At 71.8% G+C, this 17,772-nt stretch carries 17 protein-coding genes and 3 pseudogenes; 9 read left to right on the top strand and 11 right to left on the bottom strand.

The features are described 5' to 3' along the window. Nucleotides 1-83 (bottom strand): annotated as a pseudogene (locus EAO71_RS40170) (ATP-binding protein); the annotation flags it as partial. Beyond that, nucleotides 75-806: pseudogene (locus tag EAO71_RS29845) on the bottom strand (SigE family RNA polymerase sigma factor); the annotation flags it as partial. The pseudogenes EAO71_RS29845 and EAO71_RS40170, both read right to left, overlap by 9 nt. A 160-nt stretch (nt 807-966) precedes the next feature. On the opposite strand from EAO71_RS29845, the gene afsQ1 reads away from it, so the two are divergent. The 5 genes from afsQ1 (at nt 967) to EAO71_RS29820 (ending at nt 4,735) form a co-directional block, all read left to right on the top strand. Next, nucleotides 967-1,644, top strand: a complete 678-nt coding sequence (gene afsQ1 / locus EAO71_RS29840; protein WP_175439295.1) for a two-component system response regulator AfsQ1 — start codon at nt 967-969, stop codon at nt 1,642-1,644. Next, the gene (locus EAO71_RS29835) at nt 1,641-3,125 is read left to right on the top strand and encodes a sensor histidine kinase (RefSeq protein ID WP_261992410.1); all 1,485 of its coding nucleotides are present in this window, start codon (nt 1,641-1,643) and stop codon (nt 3,123-3,125) included. The genes afsQ1 and EAO71_RS29835 overlap by 4 nt, the downstream gene beginning before the upstream one ends. Then, nucleotides 3,122-3,802 carry a hypothetical protein gene (locus tag EAO71_RS29830; RefSeq protein WP_261992409.1) on the top strand — a complete coding sequence of 227 codons (681 nt, stop codon included), beginning with the start codon at nt 3,122-3,124 and terminating at the stop codon, nt 3,800-3,802. The genes EAO71_RS29835 and EAO71_RS29830 overlap by 4 nt, the downstream gene beginning before the upstream one ends. Nucleotides 3,803-3,860: 58 nt before the next feature. Next, on the top strand, nt 3,861-4,442 hold the full coding sequence (locus EAO71_RS29825) for a VanZ family protein (RefSeq protein WP_261992408.1): 582 nt from the start codon (nt 3,861-3,863) through the stop codon (nt 4,440-4,442). 92 nt (nt 4,443-4,534) lie between these two features. Continuing rightward, the gene (locus EAO71_RS29820; RefSeq protein ID WP_147980906.1) at nt 4,535-4,735 is read left to right on the top strand and encodes a PspC domain-containing protein; all 201 of its coding nucleotides are present in this window, start codon (nt 4,535-4,537) and stop codon (nt 4,733-4,735) included. An 84-nt stretch (nt 4,736-4,819) separates the two neighbouring features. Here EAO71_RS29820 and EAO71_RS29815 read toward each other — a convergent pair whose 3' ends face one another. After that, complete coding sequence (locus EAO71_RS29815; protein ID WP_147980905.1) at nt 4,820-5,188, bottom strand: hypothetical protein; 369 nt, start codon at nt 5,186-5,188, stop codon at nt 4,820-4,822. Nucleotides 5,189-5,350: 162 nt separating this feature from the next. Further along, nucleotides 5,351-6,505, bottom strand: a complete 1,155-nt coding sequence (locus EAO71_RS29810; protein ID WP_147980904.1) for an adenosine deaminase — start codon at nt 6,503-6,505, stop codon at nt 5,351-5,353. 128 nt (nt 6,506-6,633) lie between these two features. On the opposite strand from EAO71_RS29810, the pseudogene EAO71_RS39270 reads away from it, so the two are divergent. Further along, nucleotides 6,634-7,397: pseudogene (locus EAO71_RS39270) on the top strand (dienelactone hydrolase family protein). An 81-nt stretch (nt 7,398-7,478) separates the two neighbouring features. On the opposite strand, the gene EAO71_RS29800 reads toward EAO71_RS39270, so the two are convergent. Continuing rightward, nucleotides 7,479-8,432: a LysR family transcriptional regulator gene (locus tag EAO71_RS29800; protein ID WP_147980903.1), complete on the bottom strand. Its 954-nt coding sequence runs from the start codon at nt 8,430-8,432 to the stop codon at nt 7,479-7,481. 62 nt (nt 8,433-8,494) lie between these two features. Between EAO71_RS29800 and EAO71_RS29795 the strand changes: the two genes are divergently transcribed. From EAO71_RS29795 to EAO71_RS29785, 3 genes are all read left to right on the top strand, one after another. After that, complete coding sequence (locus EAO71_RS29795) at nt 8,495-9,769, top strand: MFS transporter (protein WP_147980902.1); 1,275 nt, start codon at nt 8,495-8,497, stop codon at nt 9,767-9,769. 125 nt (nt 9,770-9,894) lie between these two features. Then, nucleotides 9,895-10,542 (top strand): L,D-transpeptidase family protein, encoded by a 648-nt coding sequence (locus EAO71_RS29790; protein WP_399754659.1) that lies wholly within the window; start codon nt 9,895-9,897, stop codon nt 10,540-10,542. An 80-nt stretch (nt 10,543-10,622) separates the two neighbouring features. Next, nucleotides 10,623-11,609 carry a sigma-70 family RNA polymerase sigma factor gene (locus tag EAO71_RS29785; protein ID WP_147980900.1) on the top strand — a complete coding sequence of 329 codons (987 nt, stop codon included), beginning with the start codon at nt 10,623-10,625 and terminating at the stop codon, nt 11,607-11,609. On the opposite strand, the gene EAO71_RS29780 is transcribed toward EAO71_RS29785, so the two are convergent. The 6 genes from EAO71_RS29780 to EAO71_RS29755 all read right to left on the bottom strand — a co-directional run bounded on the left by EAO71_RS29780 (nt 11,610) and on the right by EAO71_RS29755 (nt 17,730). Then, the gene (locus EAO71_RS29780; protein WP_147980899.1) at nt 11,610-11,885 is read right to left on the bottom strand and encodes an STAS domain-containing protein; all 276 of its coding nucleotides are present in this window, start codon (nt 11,883-11,885) and stop codon (nt 11,610-11,612) included. It abuts the gene before it with no gap. A 102-nt stretch (nt 11,886-11,987) separates the two neighbouring features. Continuing rightward, a complete protein-coding gene (locus tag EAO71_RS29775; protein WP_147980898.1) occupies nt 11,988-13,265 on the bottom strand; it encodes a thymidine phosphorylase in 1,278 nt (425 codons plus the stop codon). A 79-nt stretch (nt 13,266-13,344) separates the two neighbouring features. Beyond that, nucleotides 13,345-13,749, bottom strand: a complete 405-nt coding sequence (locus tag EAO71_RS29770; protein ID WP_147980897.1) for a cytidine deaminase — start codon at nt 13,747-13,749, stop codon at nt 13,345-13,347. Next, entirely contained in the window at nt 13,746-15,032 is a 1,287-nt protein-coding gene (locus tag EAO71_RS29765; RefSeq protein WP_147980896.1) for an ABC transporter permease, read from the bottom strand. The genes EAO71_RS29770 and EAO71_RS29765 overlap by 4 nt, the downstream gene beginning before the upstream one ends. Next, the gene (locus EAO71_RS29760) at nt 15,029-16,141 is read right to left on the bottom strand and encodes an ABC transporter permease (RefSeq protein WP_147980895.1); all 1,113 of its coding nucleotides are present in this window, start codon (nt 16,139-16,141) and stop codon (nt 15,029-15,031) included. The genes EAO71_RS29765 and EAO71_RS29760 overlap by 4 nt, the downstream gene beginning before the upstream one ends. Next, nucleotides 16,138-17,730 carry an ABC transporter ATP-binding protein gene (locus EAO71_RS29755; protein ID WP_147981327.1) on the bottom strand — a complete coding sequence of 531 codons (1,593 nt, stop codon included), beginning with the start codon at nt 17,728-17,730 and terminating at the stop codon, nt 16,138-16,140. Before EAO71_RS29755 ends, EAO71_RS29760 begins: the two co-directional genes overlap by 4 nt. Nucleotides 17,731-17,772: the final 42 nt, after the last annotated feature.

Genomic DNA, 17,772 nt, shown 5'->3' with positions numbered 1-17,772 from the left:
GCCTTGTAGAAGCGGTCGAAGACGTGCGGCAGGACCTCCTCGGGGATGCCGGGACCGTGGTCCCGCACGGCGATCACCAGCTCGCCGAAGGACTCCTCCTCGTCACGGCCGAAGCTCAGGACCTCGTCCTCGCGCAGCCGGCGCAGGGAGCGCCAGATGCTCGACTTCACCGTGCCGACACTGATGTCCAGGATCTCCGCGATCTCCGGATCCGTACGGCCCTCGTAGTAGCGCAGCACCAGCATCGTGCGCTGGAGCTCGGGCAGCCGGGCCAGGGCCTGCCACAGCACCGCGCGCAGCTCGGTCCCCCGCATGGCGTCCGTGTCGCCCGCCGTCTCCGGCAGTTCCTCGGTCGGGTACTCGTTGAGCTTCCGCCGGCGCCACGCGCTGATGTGCAGGTTGGTCATGGTGCGACGCAGATAGCCGCCCACGGCCGCCTTGTCGCTGATCCGGTCCCAGGCGCGGTACGTCGAGAACAGCGCGCTCTGGAGCAGGTCCTCCGCCTCGAAGCGGTCACCGGTCAGGTGGTAGGCGGTGGCGTACAGGGAGGCACGACGCTCCTGCACGTAGGCGGTGAACGCCGCTTCGGCGTCCCCCGTCTCCGGCGTCGTCCGTCGCTCCCCCGAGACCTCCCCGTACGCCGCTCCCCCGTCAGCCACGGCCACCATGTACGGCGCCTTGTGCTGACGCCCGACGCTGCGAACGCACCCCCGCCCGTTCACCGCGCCGGACTTCTCCGTGCTCCGTACGACGTCGTGGAGACGCGTGACAACTGCGCTTGAAGTGGTGCTGTGCAGTGCGTTCATCTCGCGCCCCCCGTCGGTTGGAGTCTGCTTCGTTCGGTATGACGAGAAGCTTGCCCGGCCCACTTCATCGCGGTGTCCGCCGACTGTCACAGCCGTGTCACAGGGCGAGGTGTCACCGCACAGTCGAACTCCGACGGCCGCATGCGACAGAATGGCGTCCGTGCCTTTCCTGTTGCTGATCGAGGACGACGACGCCATCCGCACGGCCCTCGAACTCTCCCTGTCTCGCCAGGGCCACCGTGTGGCCACCGCGGCGACGGGCGAGGACGGCCTGAAGCTGCTGCGCGAGCAGCGCCCCGACCTGGTCGTGCTGGACGTGATGCTGCCCGGGATCGACGGTTTCGAGGTGTGCCGGCGCATCCGGCGCACCGACCAGCTGCCGATCATCCTGCTGACCGCGCGCAGCGACGACATCGACGTGGTCGTCGGCCTGGAGTCCGGGGCGGACGACTACGTCGTGAAACCCGTCCAGGGCCGGGTGCTCGACGCCCGCATCCGGGCCGTACTGCGGCGCGGCGAGCGGGAGTCGACGGACTCGGCGACCTTCGGCTCGCTCGTCATCGACCGTTCGGCGATGACGGTGACGAAGAACGGGGAGGACCTGCAGCTCACGCCGACCGAACTGCGGCTCCTCCTGGAGCTGAGCCGGCGGCCCGGACAGGCCCTGTCGCGGCAGCAGTTGCTGCGCCTGGTGTGGGAGCACGACTACCTCGGCGACTCGCGCCTGGTCGACGCCTGCGTCCAGCGGCTGCGCGCCAAGGTGGAGGACGTGCCGTCCTCGCCGACCCTGATCCGTACCGTGCGAGGTGTCGGTTACCGGCTGGACGTCCCTGCGTGAGGAAGGGGATATTCGCGGGGCTGCGCTTCACCAGCCTGCGGTTGCGTCTGGTCGTCGTGTTCGCCCTGGTGGCGCTCACCGCCGCCGTGTCCGCCTCCGGCATCGCCTACTGGCTGAACCGCGAGGCGGTCCTGACCCGTACCCAGGACGGTGCGCTGAACGACTTCCGGCAGGAGATGCAGAACCGGGCGGCGACGCTGCCGCTGCATCCCACCCAGGACGACCTGCGGCGGACCGCCGAGCAGATGGCGGGCGGCAGCGCCGGGTACAGCGTGCTGCTGCTCGGCGAGCGGGAGGCGGGCAAGCCGATCGTCGGGGCATCCGACCCGGACACCTTCACGCTGGCGGACGTGCCGCGTGAGCTCCAGGTGGCCGTGGAGACCAGGCGGCCGGTGACGGAGGGCAACGCGCACCCGTACCACCTGTTCTGGCAGCGGACGCAGCGCGGGCAGACGCCGTACCTGGTCGGCGGGACGAACATCGACGGCGGCGGCCCGACCGGCTACATGTTCAAGTCGCTGGACGCCGAGCGGCAGGACCTGAACTCGCTCGCCTGGTCGCTGGGGATCGCGACCGCGCTCGCGCTGATCGGCTCGGCGCTGCTCGCGCAGGCCGCCGCCACCACCGTCCTGCGGCCGGTGCACCGGCTCGGCGAGGCGGCTCGGCAGCTGGGCGAGGGCAAGCTCGACACCCGGCTGCGGGTCTCGGGAACGGACGAACTGGCCGATCTGTCACGGACGTTCAACAGCGCGGCCGAGTCCTTGCAGAAGAAGGTCGCGGACATGAGCTCCCGGGAGGAGTCCAGCCGCCGCTTCGTCGCCGACATGTCGCACGAGCTGCGGACGCCGCTGACCGCGCTGACGGCCGTCACCGAGGTGCTGGAGGACGAGCAGGACTCGCTCGACCCGATGATCGCGCCCGCGGTGGCGCTGGTGGTGAGCGAGACGCGCCGCCTGAACGACCTGGTGGAGAACCTGATGGAGGTGACCCGCTTCGACGCGGGCACCGCCCGGCTGGTCCTGGACGACGTCGACGTCGCCGACCAGGTCACCGCGTGCATCGACGCGCGGGCCTGGCTGGACGCGGTCGAGCTGGACGCCGTGCGCGGGACCATGGCGCGCCTCGATCCGCGCCGGCTGGACGTGATCCTGGCGAACCTCATCGGCAACGCGCTCAAGCACGGCGGTTCGCCGGTGCGGGTGTCGATCCGCGACGAGGGGGACGAGCTGGTGATCGCCGTGCGGGACCACGGTCCCGGCATCCCCGAGGAGGTCCTGCCGCACGTCTTCGACCGCTTCTACAAGGCGAGCGCGTCCCGGCCGCGATCGGAGGGCTCCGGTCTGGGTCTGTCGATCGCCATGGAGAACGCGCTGATCCACGGCGGTTCGATCACCGCGGCGAACTCGCCGGACGGTGACGGCGCCGTGTTCGTGCTGCGGCTGCCGCACCAGAGCGAGCCCGGAGAGGGGTCGGAGAAGTGAGCCGGTTTCGCCGGACGGACCGCGCGGGCGGCCGGGAGCGCACGGGACGCGCGCGTCGCGCCGGGCGTGCGGGTGTGACGGCGGCGGCCCTGGTGGGGATCGCGTTCGCCTCGGGCTGCGGGATCAGGACGACCTCGGTGCCCGTGGACGCGGGGGCGGCCCCGACCCGGGTGGCGTGCAGCGTCGACGGCGAGGACGTCGCGGCGCAGGCGGCGGGGGTGCCGGTCCGGGTCTTCCTGGTATGCGGTTCGCAGCTGGAGGCGGTGGAGCGCAGCGCGCCGCTGCCGGACGAGAAGACCGGCGGGGATCCGGTCCGCACCGCGTCGGCGCTGCTCGCCCAGTTGCAGGGCGAGCCGTCGGAGAGCGAGCAGCAGGCCGGCTTCTCCACCGCCGTGAAGGGGCCGCTGGTGGTCACCGGCGGGCACCGGGGCGACCCGGTGGGCACTCTGCGGCTCAGCCGGCAGCCGGAGGACCTGACGACGACCGCGCTGTCGCAGATCGTCTGCACCTTCGCCGGGAGCTCGGCGGGAGCAGGCGGCGACACGGTCGTCCTCGGCGGTCCCGGCGCCTACCCGCCGCGGCGCTACCACTGCACGGCGGAGTTGCGGGAGCGCCCGGACTCGGCGCCGCCGACGATGTCCCCGTCCGCCGCCGCGGCGTCGCCGTCGGGCACCTGACGGGGACGACCGGGAAAGCGGCGGAACCGATTCCCTCCGATGACGCGTCTTGGGGGGCGTGCAGCGTCAAGGTTCGGGCGGCAGCGCCGCCGTGGTCGTACGCGTGGCGGGGTTCGCCCTCCTCCTCGCGCATCTGCTGCTCGTCGCCTGGGTGGCGCTCCGCCCACTCGACGTGGCCTGGGTGACGGCACCGAACCTGACACCCCTGGCCGGCATCAAGGCGGATCTGGCGCTGGGCCCGGCCGAGGCGGCCCGGCGGATCGGCGAGGGACTGCTGCTCCTGGCCCCGCTGGGGGTGCTCCTGCCGATGGCCGACGGGCGGCTCCGCGTGTCCCCGTGGGCCTCGCTGGCCCGGACCGCGGCGGCGGGGGCGCTGGTGTCCCTGGCGGTCGAGCTGTTGCAGACCGCCGTGCCGGGACAGGTCGTCGACATCGACTCGCTGCTCCTGAACACCGCCGGGGTGGCACTGGCCCATCTGCTCGTGGTGCCCGCCGGGCGGGCCAGGCTGCGCCGCCGGCGGGACGCGGGTGCCGGCCGCTCCTCCTCGGGGACCAGGCGGGGCAGGGGCTCCGCCCTGCTGCGGGACGAGGGTTCTCAGGGGCCTACCCCGACGATTCCCAGGGTCGGGATCGCCCCGTAGACCGACGCTTTGTCCCCCGGCGCACGGCGAACATGGAGTCATCGGGAGCCCGACGGAGCGGCTGCCGAGGACACGCTTCGAAGGAGCCCATCATGGCCGCACTTGCCCGCCCTCGCGACGGACGCATGATCGGCGGAGTGTGCGCAGCGCTGGCACGGCGCTTCGGCACCTCTGCCACCACCATGCGGGTCGTCTTCCTCGTCTCCTGCCTGCTGCCCGGGCCGCAGTTCCTGCTGTACCTGGCGCTGTGGCTGCTGCTGCCGGAGGAGAAGCCGGCGAGCGCGGCCTGGTAGCCCGGCCCGTACGACGGACGAACGGCGAGGGGGCGCCCACCCGGTGCGGGTGGGCGCCCCCTCGGGCATGCCGCGGGGCCGTGGTCAGCCGCCGAGCGGGAGGCCGTTCAGCGGCAGGCCGCCGAGCAGGCCGCCGACCGGGGTGCTGGCGAGGGGACCGGAGGCGGCGTCGAGGGGAAGGCTCTGGGTGGCCTGGCCCGCGGCGGCCGGGAGGGTCTTGACGCCCTGGTCGACGCTGGTGCCGACGGCGCCCTGGCCGGCGAGGACGGACTCGGCCGCGCCGTCGGGGAGCTCGGTGAGGCCGTCGCCCAGCGGCACGGTCTGGGTGACCAGGCCGAGCGCGTCGGGGGCGGCGGGCAGGGCCGGGGCCGCGGAGGCCGTGCCGGCGGCGGCAGCGGCGAAAGCGGCACCGAGAGCGGCGACACCGAGCTTCTTGGCGGCAGTCTGCTTCATCAGAAAATCATCCTTGGGATCTCGGGAATCGAGCAGGGCGGGGACGCGGGGAATGCAGAGGGGCTCTGCAGACCGGCCGGCGAATGACACTTCCGCAAACACTGCAAAGCGGCCGGGGGTTACGCTCCCCGGCCGCTCCGATTTCCGCGAGGATCCCTCGACTCAGTCCGTCCGGCGGGAGGACTCGCTGGTCGTGGCGGTCTGCTGGAACAGCCATTCGGACTTCAATTCGGCATATCCGGGCTTGATCACGTCGTTGATCATGGCCAGCCGTTCATCGAAAGGAATGAACGCCGACTTCATCGCGTTGACGGTGAACCACGCCATGTCGTCGAGCGTGTAGTCGAACGCCTCGACCAGCAGCTCGAATTCGCGGCTCATGCTGGTCCCGCTCATCAGCCGGTTGTCGGTGTTGACGGTGGCCCGGAAGTGCAGCTTGCGCAGCAGGCCGATGGGGTGCTCGGCATAGGAGGCGGCGGCACCGGTCTGGAGGTTGGAGGTCGGGCACATCTCCAGCGGGATGCGCTTGTCCCGGACGTACGCGGCGAGCCGGCCCAGCTGTACCGACCCGTCGTCCGCCACCTCGATGTCGTCGATGATGCGGACACCGTGGCCGAGCCGGTCGGCGCCGCACCACTGGAGCGCCTGCCAGATCGACGGGAGCCCGAAGGCCTCGCCGGCGTGGATCGTGAAGTGGTTGTTCTCCCGCTTGAGGTACTCGAAGGCGTCGAGGTGGCGGGTGGGCGGGAAGCCGGCCTCGGCGCCCGCGATGTCGAAGCCGACGACTCCGGAGTCACGGTAGGAGTTGGCGAGTTCGGCGATCTCCAGCGCCCGGGCGGCGTGCCGCATCGCGGTCAGCAGGGCGCCGACGCGGATGCGGTGGCCGTTGGCCCTGGCCCGGCGCTCGCCCTCCCGGAAGCCCTCGTTGACGGCCTCGACGACCTCTTCGAGGGTCAGCCCGCCCTCCAGGTGCTGCTCGGGGGCGTAGCGCACCTCCGCGTAGACGACACCGTCCTCGGCGAGGTCCACCGCGCACTCGGCGGCGACGCGGACGAGCGCCTCGCGCGTCTGCATGACGGCGCACGTGTGGGCGAAGGTCTCCAGGTACCGCTCCAGCGAGCCGGAGTCGGCGGCCTCGCGGAACCAGATGCCGAGCTTGTCGGGCTCGGTCTCGGGGAGTTGGTCGTAGCCCTGGGCGGCCGCGAGTTCGACGATCGTGCCGGGGCGCAGTCCGCCGTCGAGGTGGTCGTGCAGGAGCACCTTCGGGGCACGGCGGATCTGGTCCGCGGTGGGGGCGTTCGGGATCTGGCTCGTCATTTCGGCACTCTAGCGCCTACGCGCGTAGATCGCCCCCTCTCCTTCCACTTGTCGGCAGGAGACGTCGATACGTAACAGTGACCGCGCGTACGGATGGCGTACACCTCGGCTTCTGAGACTGTTCCGTCATGGCGTACTACGCACTCGTGGGGACGGCCGGCATCCGGAGATCCCGGACACCCCGGCTCGGACGGCCCGTCGGACTCTCTCCCTCGGTCACGACGGTGGGCGGGGTGGTGCTGCTCCTGCCGGACGGCGAGGCGGTGTCGGGGCGGGGCCCCTCGGCCCGCGCCCACGCCGCGGCGCTGCCCCTGGGACGGCGGCTGGCCAGGGCCGGGCACGCGGAGGGACTGGTCTCCCACGTGGTGCACTACCGCGGGCGGGGCTGGAACGGTTCGGACGCGCAGCCGGCCGCGGACGCCGCCTGGGCGGTGACGGAGGCGGTACGGCGCTACGGCGACGTGCCGATCTGCCTGGCGGGCCACGGGATGGGCGCCCGCGCGGCCCTGCGGGCGGCGGAGGACCCCGCGGTCGGCGCCGTCCTCGCCCTGGCCCCCTGGCTGCCGGAGGAGGACGTGGCGGCCGAGCCGGAGCCGGTGCGGCACCTCCCGGGGCGCCGGGTGCTGATCGTGCACGGCACCAACGACGCCCGGACGGATCCGGAGCTGTCGTACCGCCTGGCGGAGCGGGCCAAGAAGTCCAACCGCGACGTCTGCCGCTTCGAGGTCCACTCGGACGGCCACGCGCTGCGCCAGTACCGCGACGAAGTCCACGCGCTGGCCGCGGACTTCGTCCTCGGCTCGCTCTTCTCCCGCCCCTACGCCGGCTGCGGATGCCCCTGGGGCTGCGGATGCCCCTGGCGGCGGGCTTCGGCAGCGCGCCGCGCCGCTGACGGGGCCGCGACCGGGCGCCCCGCCGGACCGGACCGTCCCGCCGGCCGGCGGGGCGCCCCCGGCCGCGTACGGTCCGGCGGTCAGTCCGGCAGCAGGCTGCCCCGCTTGCTCAGCAGGAACTTCTTGAAGGCCGCCACCGGCGCCGTGTCCGGGTGGCCGTCCAGCCAGGCGACGCCGATCTCGCGGACGGCGCGCGGGGCCGTGACGCCGAGTTCCACGACGCCCGGGCGCGGGACGGCCGGCGGGGGCAGCAGGGCGACCCCGAGGCCGGCCGCCACCAGGCCGCGCAGGGTCTCGGCCTCCTCGCCCTCGAAGGCGACGCGCGGGGTGAAGCCCGCCTCGGCGCACAGGTCGTCGGTGATGCGGCGCAGCCCGTAGCCGGGTTCCAGGGTCACGAAGGTCTCCTCGGCCGCCTCCGCCAGCCGGACGCGCTTGCGCCCGGCGAGCCGGTGGTCGTCCGGCACGACCAGGCGCAGCCGCTGCTCGTCGATGCGACGTGCCACCAGGTCGGGGGCGTCCGGGACCGGCGACGTCAGGCACAGGTCGAGGTCACCGGCGCGCAGGCGCTCGATCATCGCCTCGCCGTAGTTCTGCACGAGGGTGAACCTGACCCGCGGGTGGTCGACCCGGAAGGCGCGGATGAGCCCGGGGACGGTCTCCGAGCCCATGGTGTGCAGGAAGCCGAAGGCGACCCGCCCGGCCGCCGGGTCCGCGTCGGCCCGGACGGAGTCGGCGGCCCGCTCCACCTCCGCGAGCGCCCGCTCCGCCGAGCGCAGGAAGGTCCGTCCGGCGGGGGTGAGCGAGACGGTGCGCCCCCGGCGGGCGAAGAGGGAGACGCCCAGGTCCTGTTCGAGCCGGACCATGGCCCGCGAGAGCGTCGACTGCGGCACCCCCATCTCGGCGGCGGCCCTGGTCACATGCTCGTGGCGGGCCACCGCCGCGAAGTACGCGAGCCGCGGCGCGAGCAGCAGTCCCATGTCTTCTTCGTTACTGTTCGGTGACAGGCGAGCCTGTGACCTGTACTCATGCACCATGGGAACGATTACAGCAGTTCCGTGCATTGGACGCATGAAAGCCCGCGGCCTACGTTCGAGGCATGCCTTCCGCCAGTACCAAGGCGGCCGCCACGCAGCCGGCCGCCGACACCCGCCTCGCCCCCGGCGCCCCCGGCCACCGCCGCATGAGCTTCGCGCTCTTCGCCGCCGGACTGGCCGCCTTCGCCCTCCTCTACTCCACCCAGGCCCTGCTCCCCGCCATCTCGGCGGAGTTCGGCGCCACCGCCTCCGCCGCCTCCTGGACGGTCTCCGCCGCCACCGGCGCACTGGCGCTGTGCGTGCTGCCGCTGAGCGCGTTCTCGGAGCGCTTCGGCCGGCGCACGATGATGACCGCCTCCCTCGCGGTGGCCGTCGCCGTCGGGCTGATCGTCCCCTTCGCGCCGAACCTGGAGTGGCTGGTCGCGCTGCGCGCGGTGCAGGGCGCGGCCCTCGCCGGTCTGCCGGCCTCGGCGATGGCGTTCCTGGCCGAGGAGGTCCGGCCGAAGGCGCTGGTCGCCGCGATCGGGCTGTTCGTCGCGGGCAACTCCATCGGCGGCATGAGCGGCCGGATCGTGACCGGCTGGGCGGCACAGGCGTGGGGCTGGCGCGCGGGGCTGCTCGCGGTCGGTCTGATGGCGGCCGCCGGCGCGGTGGCCTTCCGCCTGCTGATCCCCAAGGCGCGTCACTTCACGCCCGGTTCGCTCAACCCCAAGGCGCTGGCCTCGGCCGTCCGCACCCACCTCGCCGACCCGCTGCTGCTGCGCCTGTACGTGATCGGCGCGCTGTTCATGACGGTCTTCGGCGCGGTCTACACCGTGATCGGCTACCGGCTCGCCGAGGCGCCGTTCTCCCTCCCGCAGGGCGTGATCGGTTCGGTCTTCCTGGTCTACCTCGTCGGCACGGTCTCCTCCGCCGCCGCGGGCCGGCTGGTCGGCCGGCTCGGCCGCCGCGGGGCGCTCTACCTGGCCGTCGGGACCACGGCCGCCGGACTGTGCCTCTCCCTGGCCGACGCCCTGGTCGCCGTCCTGCTCGGCCTGGTCCTGATCACGGCCGGCTTCTTCGCCGGACACGCCGTCGCCTCCTCCTCGGTGAGCCGCACCGCCGTGACCGGCCGCGCCCAGGCCTCGGCGCTCTACCAGTCGGCGTACTACCTGGGCAGCAGCGCGGGCGGCACGCTCGGTGCGATCGCCTTCCACGCGGGCGGTTGGGCCGGGACGGTCCTGCTGGGTCTGGTGGCGGTCCTCGGCGTCGTGTCGGTCACCCTCTACGGCAGCCACAGCGCGCGGACGGCGGCCCGCGCCGAGGCGGTCCGGCTGCGCGTCCGAGCCTCCTGCTGAATTCCTTCGGGACCCGTACAACCGCACCGCTCCCCCGGTCGTCCTAACCGATAGGAATCGACGGGGAGTTGGTGATCATGAGAGCCATACGCAAGCGGGCCGGGATCGTCCTCGGCATCACCTCGATGGTGGTGCCGCTGACGGTCGCCCTGGGTGCCGCACCGGCACAGGCGGCCTCCTGCAACGTGACGACCGGGCCGTACCAGAAGCAGGTCGAGAAGTTCCTCGGCCGCCCGGTGGACGGCCGGCAGTCACGGGCGGACTGTCTGGCCATCCAGACCTTCCAGCGCAAGCACGGCATCACCCCCACCCAGGGGTTCGCCGGGCCGCTGACCTGGCGGACGATGAACACGATGCTGGCGCAGAAGGCGGCCGGCACGAACCCCAACCGGGCGGGCAAGTGCCCGACCAACCGGGGGCGGATCGCCTGTGTGGACCTGACGCGGCAGCTGAGCTGGATCCAGGACGGCTCGCGCCTCAAGTACGGGCCGGTGCCGGTGCGTACCGGCAAGAACGGCACCGAGACGCGCACGGGGTCGAAGAAGATCTACTGGCGCAACATCAACCACTGGTCGACGCTCTACCACGTGAGCATGCCGTACTCGCAGTTCTTCGACGGCGGGCAGGCCTTCCACTCCACGACCAAGTCCATGTGGAACCCGCCGGGTTCGGGCGGCTGCGTCAACATGCGGCAGGCCGACGCGAAGGCGTACTGGAACCTGCTGCGCAACGGTGACGACGTGTACATCTACGGGCGCAAGCCGGGAACCTGACCCGGACTGTCCGTCCCCTGCGATAGCTTCCCCTCACCGGCACCGAACGGGCGCCGGTGAGGGGCGAGTGGGGTGGACGGATGAGTGACGTCGTGGCGACCAACGACACCGAGGCGCTGGACTCCCGGCTGGAGAAGTACCGCACGGAGCTGACCGGTTACTGCTACCGGATGCTCGGCTCCGCCTTCGAGGCGGAGGACGCCGTCCAGGACACGATGGTGCGGGCCTGGCGGTCGATCGACTCGTTCGAGGGACGCTCGTCCCTGCGCTCCTGGCTCTACCGCATCGCGACCAACGTCTGCCTGGACTCGCTCAACGCGGGCAACCGCCGGGCCCGCCCGATGGACCTGACGGCCGCCACCCCGGTCGCCCAGGCCCAGCTGAACGCGCGGCCGGAGATCACCTGGCTGGAGCCGGTGCCGGACGGGCGGGTCCTGCCGTCCGTCGCCGACCCGGCGGAGACGGCGGTGTCCCGCGAGACCGTGCGGCTGGCGTTCGTGGCGGCGCTGCAGCACCTCCCGCCCAAGCAGCGGGCGGTGCTGATCCTGCGCGAGGTGCTGGCCTGGAAGGCGAGCGAGGTGGCCGAACTGCTCGGCTCCACCGTCGCCTCGGTCAACAGCGCGCTCCAGCGGGCGCGGGCGACGCTCGCCGAGCACGAACCGACCGCCTCGGACACCGTGGACCCGCTGGACGAGGACCAGAAGGAGCTCCTGGAGCGCTACGTCGCCGCCTTCGAGGGCTACGACATGAAGGCGCTGACCGCCCTCCTGCACGAGGACGCGACGATGTCCATGCCGCCGTACGACCTGTGGCTGCGCGGCCACGACGACATCGTCGGATGGATGCTCGGCGTCGGCGAGGTCTGCTCGGGCTCGAAGCTGGTGCCGACCGTGGCGAACGGCTCGCCGGCCTTCGCCCAGTACCACCCGGACCCGGACGGCGGTTACTCCCCGTGGGCGCTGATCGTGCTGGAGCTGTCGGACGGGAAGATCGGCGAGATGACGTTCTTCCTGGACACCAAGCGCTGGTTCCCGCTGTTCGGCCTGCCGGAGCGGCTGGAGGCCTGATCAGAGCAGCTCCTCCGCCAGCCCGACCAGGTCGAGGAGGAGCGTCAGCTCCGGCCCCGCGCCCCGGTACCGGAGCCGGAGGCCGAGGCGCCCGGCGGCCAGTCTCAGCCGGGCCAGGGCGTCGACGGCGGCGAGGTCGGCGGACGTGAGGGCGCCGACCTCGCAGACGACGTCCCGCCCGGGCGGGACGTCCGCCAGCTCGGCGCAGAGCCGGGGCACGTCGGCCGGGGTGACGCGGCCGGCGAGGGTGAGAACGATCGGTCGAGTGGTGTCCACGTCAGGAAGACCCCCACCGCGGCCGGAACTCATCGCGGCCAGCCCGCGGCGCCGCGCGGGGGCGGATGGGATCCACCGCCCCGCACGGCCGCGGGACCGTCCTTACGCGATGCGGTCGAGGACGATCGGGTTCGACGTGAACGCGGTGCCCGCGGGGGACACGTCCCACGCGCCGTCCAGGGACTTCAGCGCGTAGTCGAACTTCTCCGGGGTGTCCGTGTGCAGGGTCAGCAGGGGCTGACCCGCGGTGACGGTGTCGCCGGGCTTGGCGTGCAGCTCGACGCCCGCGCCGGCCTGGACCGGGTCCTCCTTGCGGGCGCGGCCGGCGCCGAGGCGCCAGGCGGCGACGCCGATGTCGTAGGCGTCCAGGCGGGTGAGGACGCCCGAGGACGGGGCCGTCACGACGTGCTGCTCGCGGGCGACCGGGAGGGCCGCGTCCGGGTCGCCGCCCTGGGCCGCGATCATGCGGCGCCAGTGGTCCATCGCCGAGCCGTCGGCCAGCGCCTTCGCCGGGTCGGCGTCCTTGATGCCGGCCGCGTCGAGCATCTCGCGCGCCAGCGCGACGGTCAGCTCGACGACGTCCGCCGGGCCGCCGCCCGCCAGCACCTCGACGGACTCCCGCACCTCGAGCGCGTTGCCCGCCGTGAGGCCGAGCGGGGTCGACATGTCGGTGAGCAGGGCGACGGTCTTCACACCGCTGTCGGTGCCGAGGCCCACCATGGTGGAGGCGAGCTCGCGCGCGTCCTCGATGGTCTTCATGAAGGCGCCGGTGCCGACCTTCACGTCCAGGACGAGCGAGCCGGTCCCCTCGGCGATCTTCTTGGACATGATCGAGGAGGCGATCAGCGGGATCGCCTCGACCGTGCCGGTGACGTCGCGCAGCGCGTAGAGCTTCTTGTCCGCCGGGGCGAGTCCGTCACCCGCCGCGCAGATCACCGCGCCGGTGGTGTCCAGCACGTGCAGCATCTCCTCGTTGGAGAGCAGCGCCCGCCAGCCGGGGATCGACTCCAGCTTGTCCAGCGTGCCGCCGGTGTGGCCGAGGCCCCGGCCGGACAGCTGCGGCACGGCCGCGCCGCAGGCGGCGACGAGCGGGGCCAGCGGGAGGGTGATCTTGTCACCGACGCCACCGGTGGAGTGCTTGTCCGCGGTGGGACGGGACAGCGAGGAGAAGTCCATCCGCTCGCCCGACGCGATCATCGCGGCGGTCCAGCGGGCGATCTCGCCGCGGTTCATGCCGTTCAGCAGGATCGCCATGGCCAGGGCCGACATCTGCTCGTCGGCGACCTCGCCGCGGGTGTAGGCGTCGATGACCCAGTCGATCTGCTCCGGGCTCAGCTCACCCTTGTCCCGCTTGGTACGGATGACGGAGATGACGTCCATGTGGTGCCTCTTTCTACGCGCATAGAAGGGGAAAGGAGGAGCGGCCCTCCCATCGTGCCGGAAGGGCCGCTCTCGGGTCTTACCTGGCGAGGTGCTCGGGGCCGAACGCCTGCGGGAGCATCTCGGCCAGCGTCAGCCGCCCGGCCGGGGTCTCCAGGACGAGCGCGGGGCCGCCGAACTCGTACAGCAGCTGCCGGCAGCGTCCGCAGGGCACCAGCGTCTCGCCCTTGCCGTCCACGCACACGAAGTGCGTCAGCCGGCCGCCACCGGTCGCCTGGAGCTGCGAGACCAGCCCGCACTCCGCGCACAGGCCGAGGCCGTACGAGGCGTTCTCGACGTTGCAGCCGGTGACGGTGCGCCCGTCGTCGACCCGCGCGGCCACGCCGACCGGGTAGCCCGAGTACGGGGCGTACGCCCGGGACATCGCGTCCCGGGCCGCCTCGCGCAGGGCGTCCCAGTCCGCCTCGGTCACGGGCGTGGTCACTTGCCCTCGCCCTTGCGGTAGCGCATGCCGTCCGCCTTGGGCATCCGCAGGCGCTGCGCGGAGAGCGACAGCACCAGCAGGGTCACCACGTACGGGGTCGCGCTGACGAACTCGACCGGGACCGTCTCGGTACCGAGGTACCAGATGAAGACGCCGACGCCGATGACGATGGCGATCGAGGAGGTGATCCAGCGCTTCTTGTACGCCTTCCAGGCCGCGATCGCGACGAGAGCCGCGAACAGCAGCAGGAGCAGCGCGTGGACGGACTCGCCGCCGCTGCGCAGCTGGAGCGCGTCGGCGAAGCCGAACAGGCCCGCGCCCATCGCCAGGCCGCCCGGCCGCCAGTTGCCGAAGATCATCGCCGCGAGGCCGATGTAGCCGCGGCCACCGGTCTGGCCCTCGTTGTAGATGTGCGAGGTGACCAGCGACAGGAAGGCGCCGCCGAGACCGGCCAGGCCGCCGGAGACGATCACGGCGATGTACTTGTACTTGTAGACGTTGACGCCGAGGGACTCGGCGGCGATCGGGTTCTCGCCGCACGAGCGCAGGCGCAGACCGAACGCGGTCTTCCACAGCACGAAGAAGGTGCCGATGATCAGCAGCACGGCGATGATCGTGACCACCGAGAGGTTGGTGACCAGGCCGCCGAGGATGCCGGCGACGTCCGAGACCAGGAACCAGTGGTGCTTCTCGATGTCGGCCAGCCAGTCGGACAGGCCCGGGATCGTGACCGAGGTGATCTCCTCGGCCGGCGGGGACTGCTTGGGGCTGCCGCCCTTCGTGGCAGCCTCGCCGGAGTTGAACCACAGCTTGGCGAAGTAGGTGGTGAAGCCGACCGCCAGGATGTTGATCGCGATGCCGGAGATGATGTGGTCGACGCCGAAGGTGACGGTGGCGACCGCGTGCAGCAGACCGCCGAGCATGCCGCCCAGGATGCCGGCGAGGATGCCGAGCCACGGGCTGGTCTGCCAGCCGGCCCAGGCACCGAAGAAGGTACCGAGGATCATCATGCCTTCGAGGCCGATGTTGACCACGCCCGCGCGCTCCGACCACAGGCCGCCGAGACCGGCGAGGCCGATCGGCACGGCGAGGGAGAGCGCGGCGCCGATCTGGCCGGCCGAGGTCAGGTCCTGCGCGCCGGTGATGGCGCGGACGGCGGAGAGGGCGATGAGCCCACCCGCGACGATCAGCAGGATCCAGGGAAGGGAGAGCCGGGTGCGGCCGCCCTTGCCACCGGCCGCCTGCGCGGCGGGCGGCGGGGTGGAAGTCGCCGTGGCGCTCACGCCGACACCTCCGTCGAGTCGTTGGAACGGGCCTGGGCCGCGAGCTTCTCGCCGACCTGACGCTGCTGGCGCTTGATGCCGTAGCGGCGGACGAGTTCGTAGGCGATGACCACGCAGAGGACGATGACGCCCTGCATGACGCCGACGATCTCCCGGTCGTAGTCCTCGAACTCCAGCTGCTGACCGCCACGCTCCAGGAAGCCCCAGAGGATCGCGGCGAGCGCGATGCCGATCGGGTGGTTACGACCCAGCAGGGCGATGGCGATGCCGGTGAAGCCGATGCCCACGGGGAAGTCGCCGCCGAACTCGTGCGAGTCGTTGAGCAGCGTCGGCATGCCGATCAGGCCGGCCATGGCGCCGGAGATCAGCATGGAGGTGACGACCATCTTCTTCACGTTGACGCCGCTGGCCGAGGCCGCCGTGTCGGACTGGCCGACGGTGCGCAGGTCGAAGCCGAAGCGGGTGCGGGAGAGCGTGAACCAGTACCCGACGCCCGCGACGACCGCGACGACGACGAAGCCGTAGATCGGGGTCGGCGTCGTCGGGAACTCGAAGAAGTGCGAGGACTCCGGCAGCGGGGTCGTCGCGACCTTCGTGCCGGCCGCGTCGAGGTGGCCGAGCCGGCCGGGCTGGAGCAGGTAGCCGATGATCGCGGTCGCGATGAAGTTCAGCATGATCGTGGAGACGACCTCGCTGACACCCCGGGTGGTCTTCAGGACACCGGCGATGCCCGCCCACATGGCGCCGACGATCATCGCGGTGATGATGATCAGCGGGATCTGGACGATGCCCGGAAGGGTCAGCGCGCCACCGACGGCGGCGGCGAAGAAGGCCGCGAGACGGTACTGGCCGTCGACACCGATGTTGAACAGGTTCATGCGGAAGCCGATGGCCACCGCGATGCCCGCCAGGTAGTACGTCGTCGCCTTGTTGATGATGTAGACCTGGCTGTCCGACTTGATGCCGTAGTCGAACATGATGCCGAAGGCGCTGAACGGCTCCTTGCCGGTGGCCGCGAGCACCAGGGCGGTGATCAGGAAGGCGGCGACGATCGCGAGCAGCGGTGCCGCGATGCCGAGGAGCAGCCGCTCCTTGTCGAACTTCTTCATCGGGCCTCGTCCTCCGGGCCGTCGGTGCCCTCAGGGCTCTCAGGGTGCTCAAGGTGGCCGGCGGCGGCGCCGGTCATGGCCGAGCCCAGCTCCTCCGGGGTGATGGTCGCCGGGTCGGCGTCCGCGACGAGCCGGCCGCGGTACATGACGCGCAGGGTGTCGGAGAGGCCGATCAGCTCGTCCAGGTCGGCGGAGATCAGCAGGACCGCCAGGCCCTCACGTCGCGCCGTGCGGATCTGGTCCCAGATCTGCGCCTGCGCGCCGACGTCCACGCCCCGGGTGGGGTGCGCGGCGATCAGCAGCTTGGGGTCGTGGCTCATCTCGCGGCCGACGATCAGCTTCTGCTGGTTGCCGCCGGAGAGGGAGGCCGCGGTGACCTCGATGCCCGGGGTACGGACGTCGTACTCGCGGACGATCCGCTCGGTGTCCTTGCGGGCGGCCTTGAGGTCGAGGATGACGCCCTTGGAGTTGGGCTTCTCGGTGACGTGGCCGAGGATGCGGTTCTCCCAGAGGGGGGCCTCCAGGAGCAGACCGTGCCGGTGGCGGTCCTCGGGGATGCAGCCGATGCCGCCCTCGCGCCGCTTGCGCGTCGGGGCGGCCGAGATGTCGGCGCCGTCGAGGGTCACGACACCCCGGTCGGCGTTGCGCATGCCCATGATCGTGTCGACGAGCTCGGACTGGCCGTTGCCCTCGACACCGGCGATGCCGAGCACCTCGCCCTTGTGGATGGTGAAGGTGATGCCGCCGAGGACCGCGCGGACCACGCCGTCGGGATCGACGGCGCTCAGCGACAGGTCCTGGACCGTCAGCATCGGCACGTCCGTGACCGTCGACTCGCGGGTCTCCGGCGAGGGCAGTTCGGCGCCCACCATCAGCTCGGCGAGCTGCTTGGTCGTGGTGTGCTTCGGGTCGGCGGTGCCGACCGTGGTGCCGCGCCGGATGACGGTGATCTCGTCGGCGACCGAAAGGACCTCACCCAGCTTGTGCGAGATGAAGATGACGGTCAGGCCCTCGGCCTTGAGCTCGCGCAGGTTGTCGAAGAGCGCGTCGACCTCCTGCGGGACGAGCACGGCGGTCGGCTCGTCGAGGATCAGGGTGCGGGCGCCGCGGTAGAGGACCTTCAGGATCTCCACGCGCTGACGGTCGGCCACACCGAGGTCCTCCATGAGGGCGTTCGGGCGGACACCGAGGCCGTAGGCGTCGGAGATCTCCTTGATCTTGGCGCGGGCCTTGTCGCCGATCCCGTACAGCTTCTCGGAGCCGAGGACGACGTTCTCGAGGACCGTGAGGTTGTCCGCCAGCATGAAGTGCTGGTGCACCATGCCGACACCGCGGGTGATGGCATCGCCGGGGCTGTTGAACGTCACCAGCTCGCCGTCGACCGTGATGGTGCCCTCGTCCGGCTTCTGCATGCCGTACAGGATCTTCATCAGGGTCGACTTGCCCGCGCCGTTCTCGCCCACGAGGGCGTGCACGGTGCCGCGGCGCACGGTGATGTCGATGTCGTGGTTGGCCACGACTCCCGGGAAACGCTTGGTGATGCCGCGGAGTTCTACGGCGTTGGGACTGCTGGAGCTGGAGGCTTTGATGACGCACTCTCCTAGGCAGGGAGCGTGAGGAGGGGATGAGGC

The organism is Streptomyces sp. MS191 (assembly GCF_008042125.1).
Taxonomy (GTDB): domain Bacteria; phylum Actinomycetota; class Actinomycetes; order Streptomycetales; family Streptomycetaceae; genus Streptomyces.
This window is presented reverse-complemented; position numbering and strand designations above follow the sequence as displayed.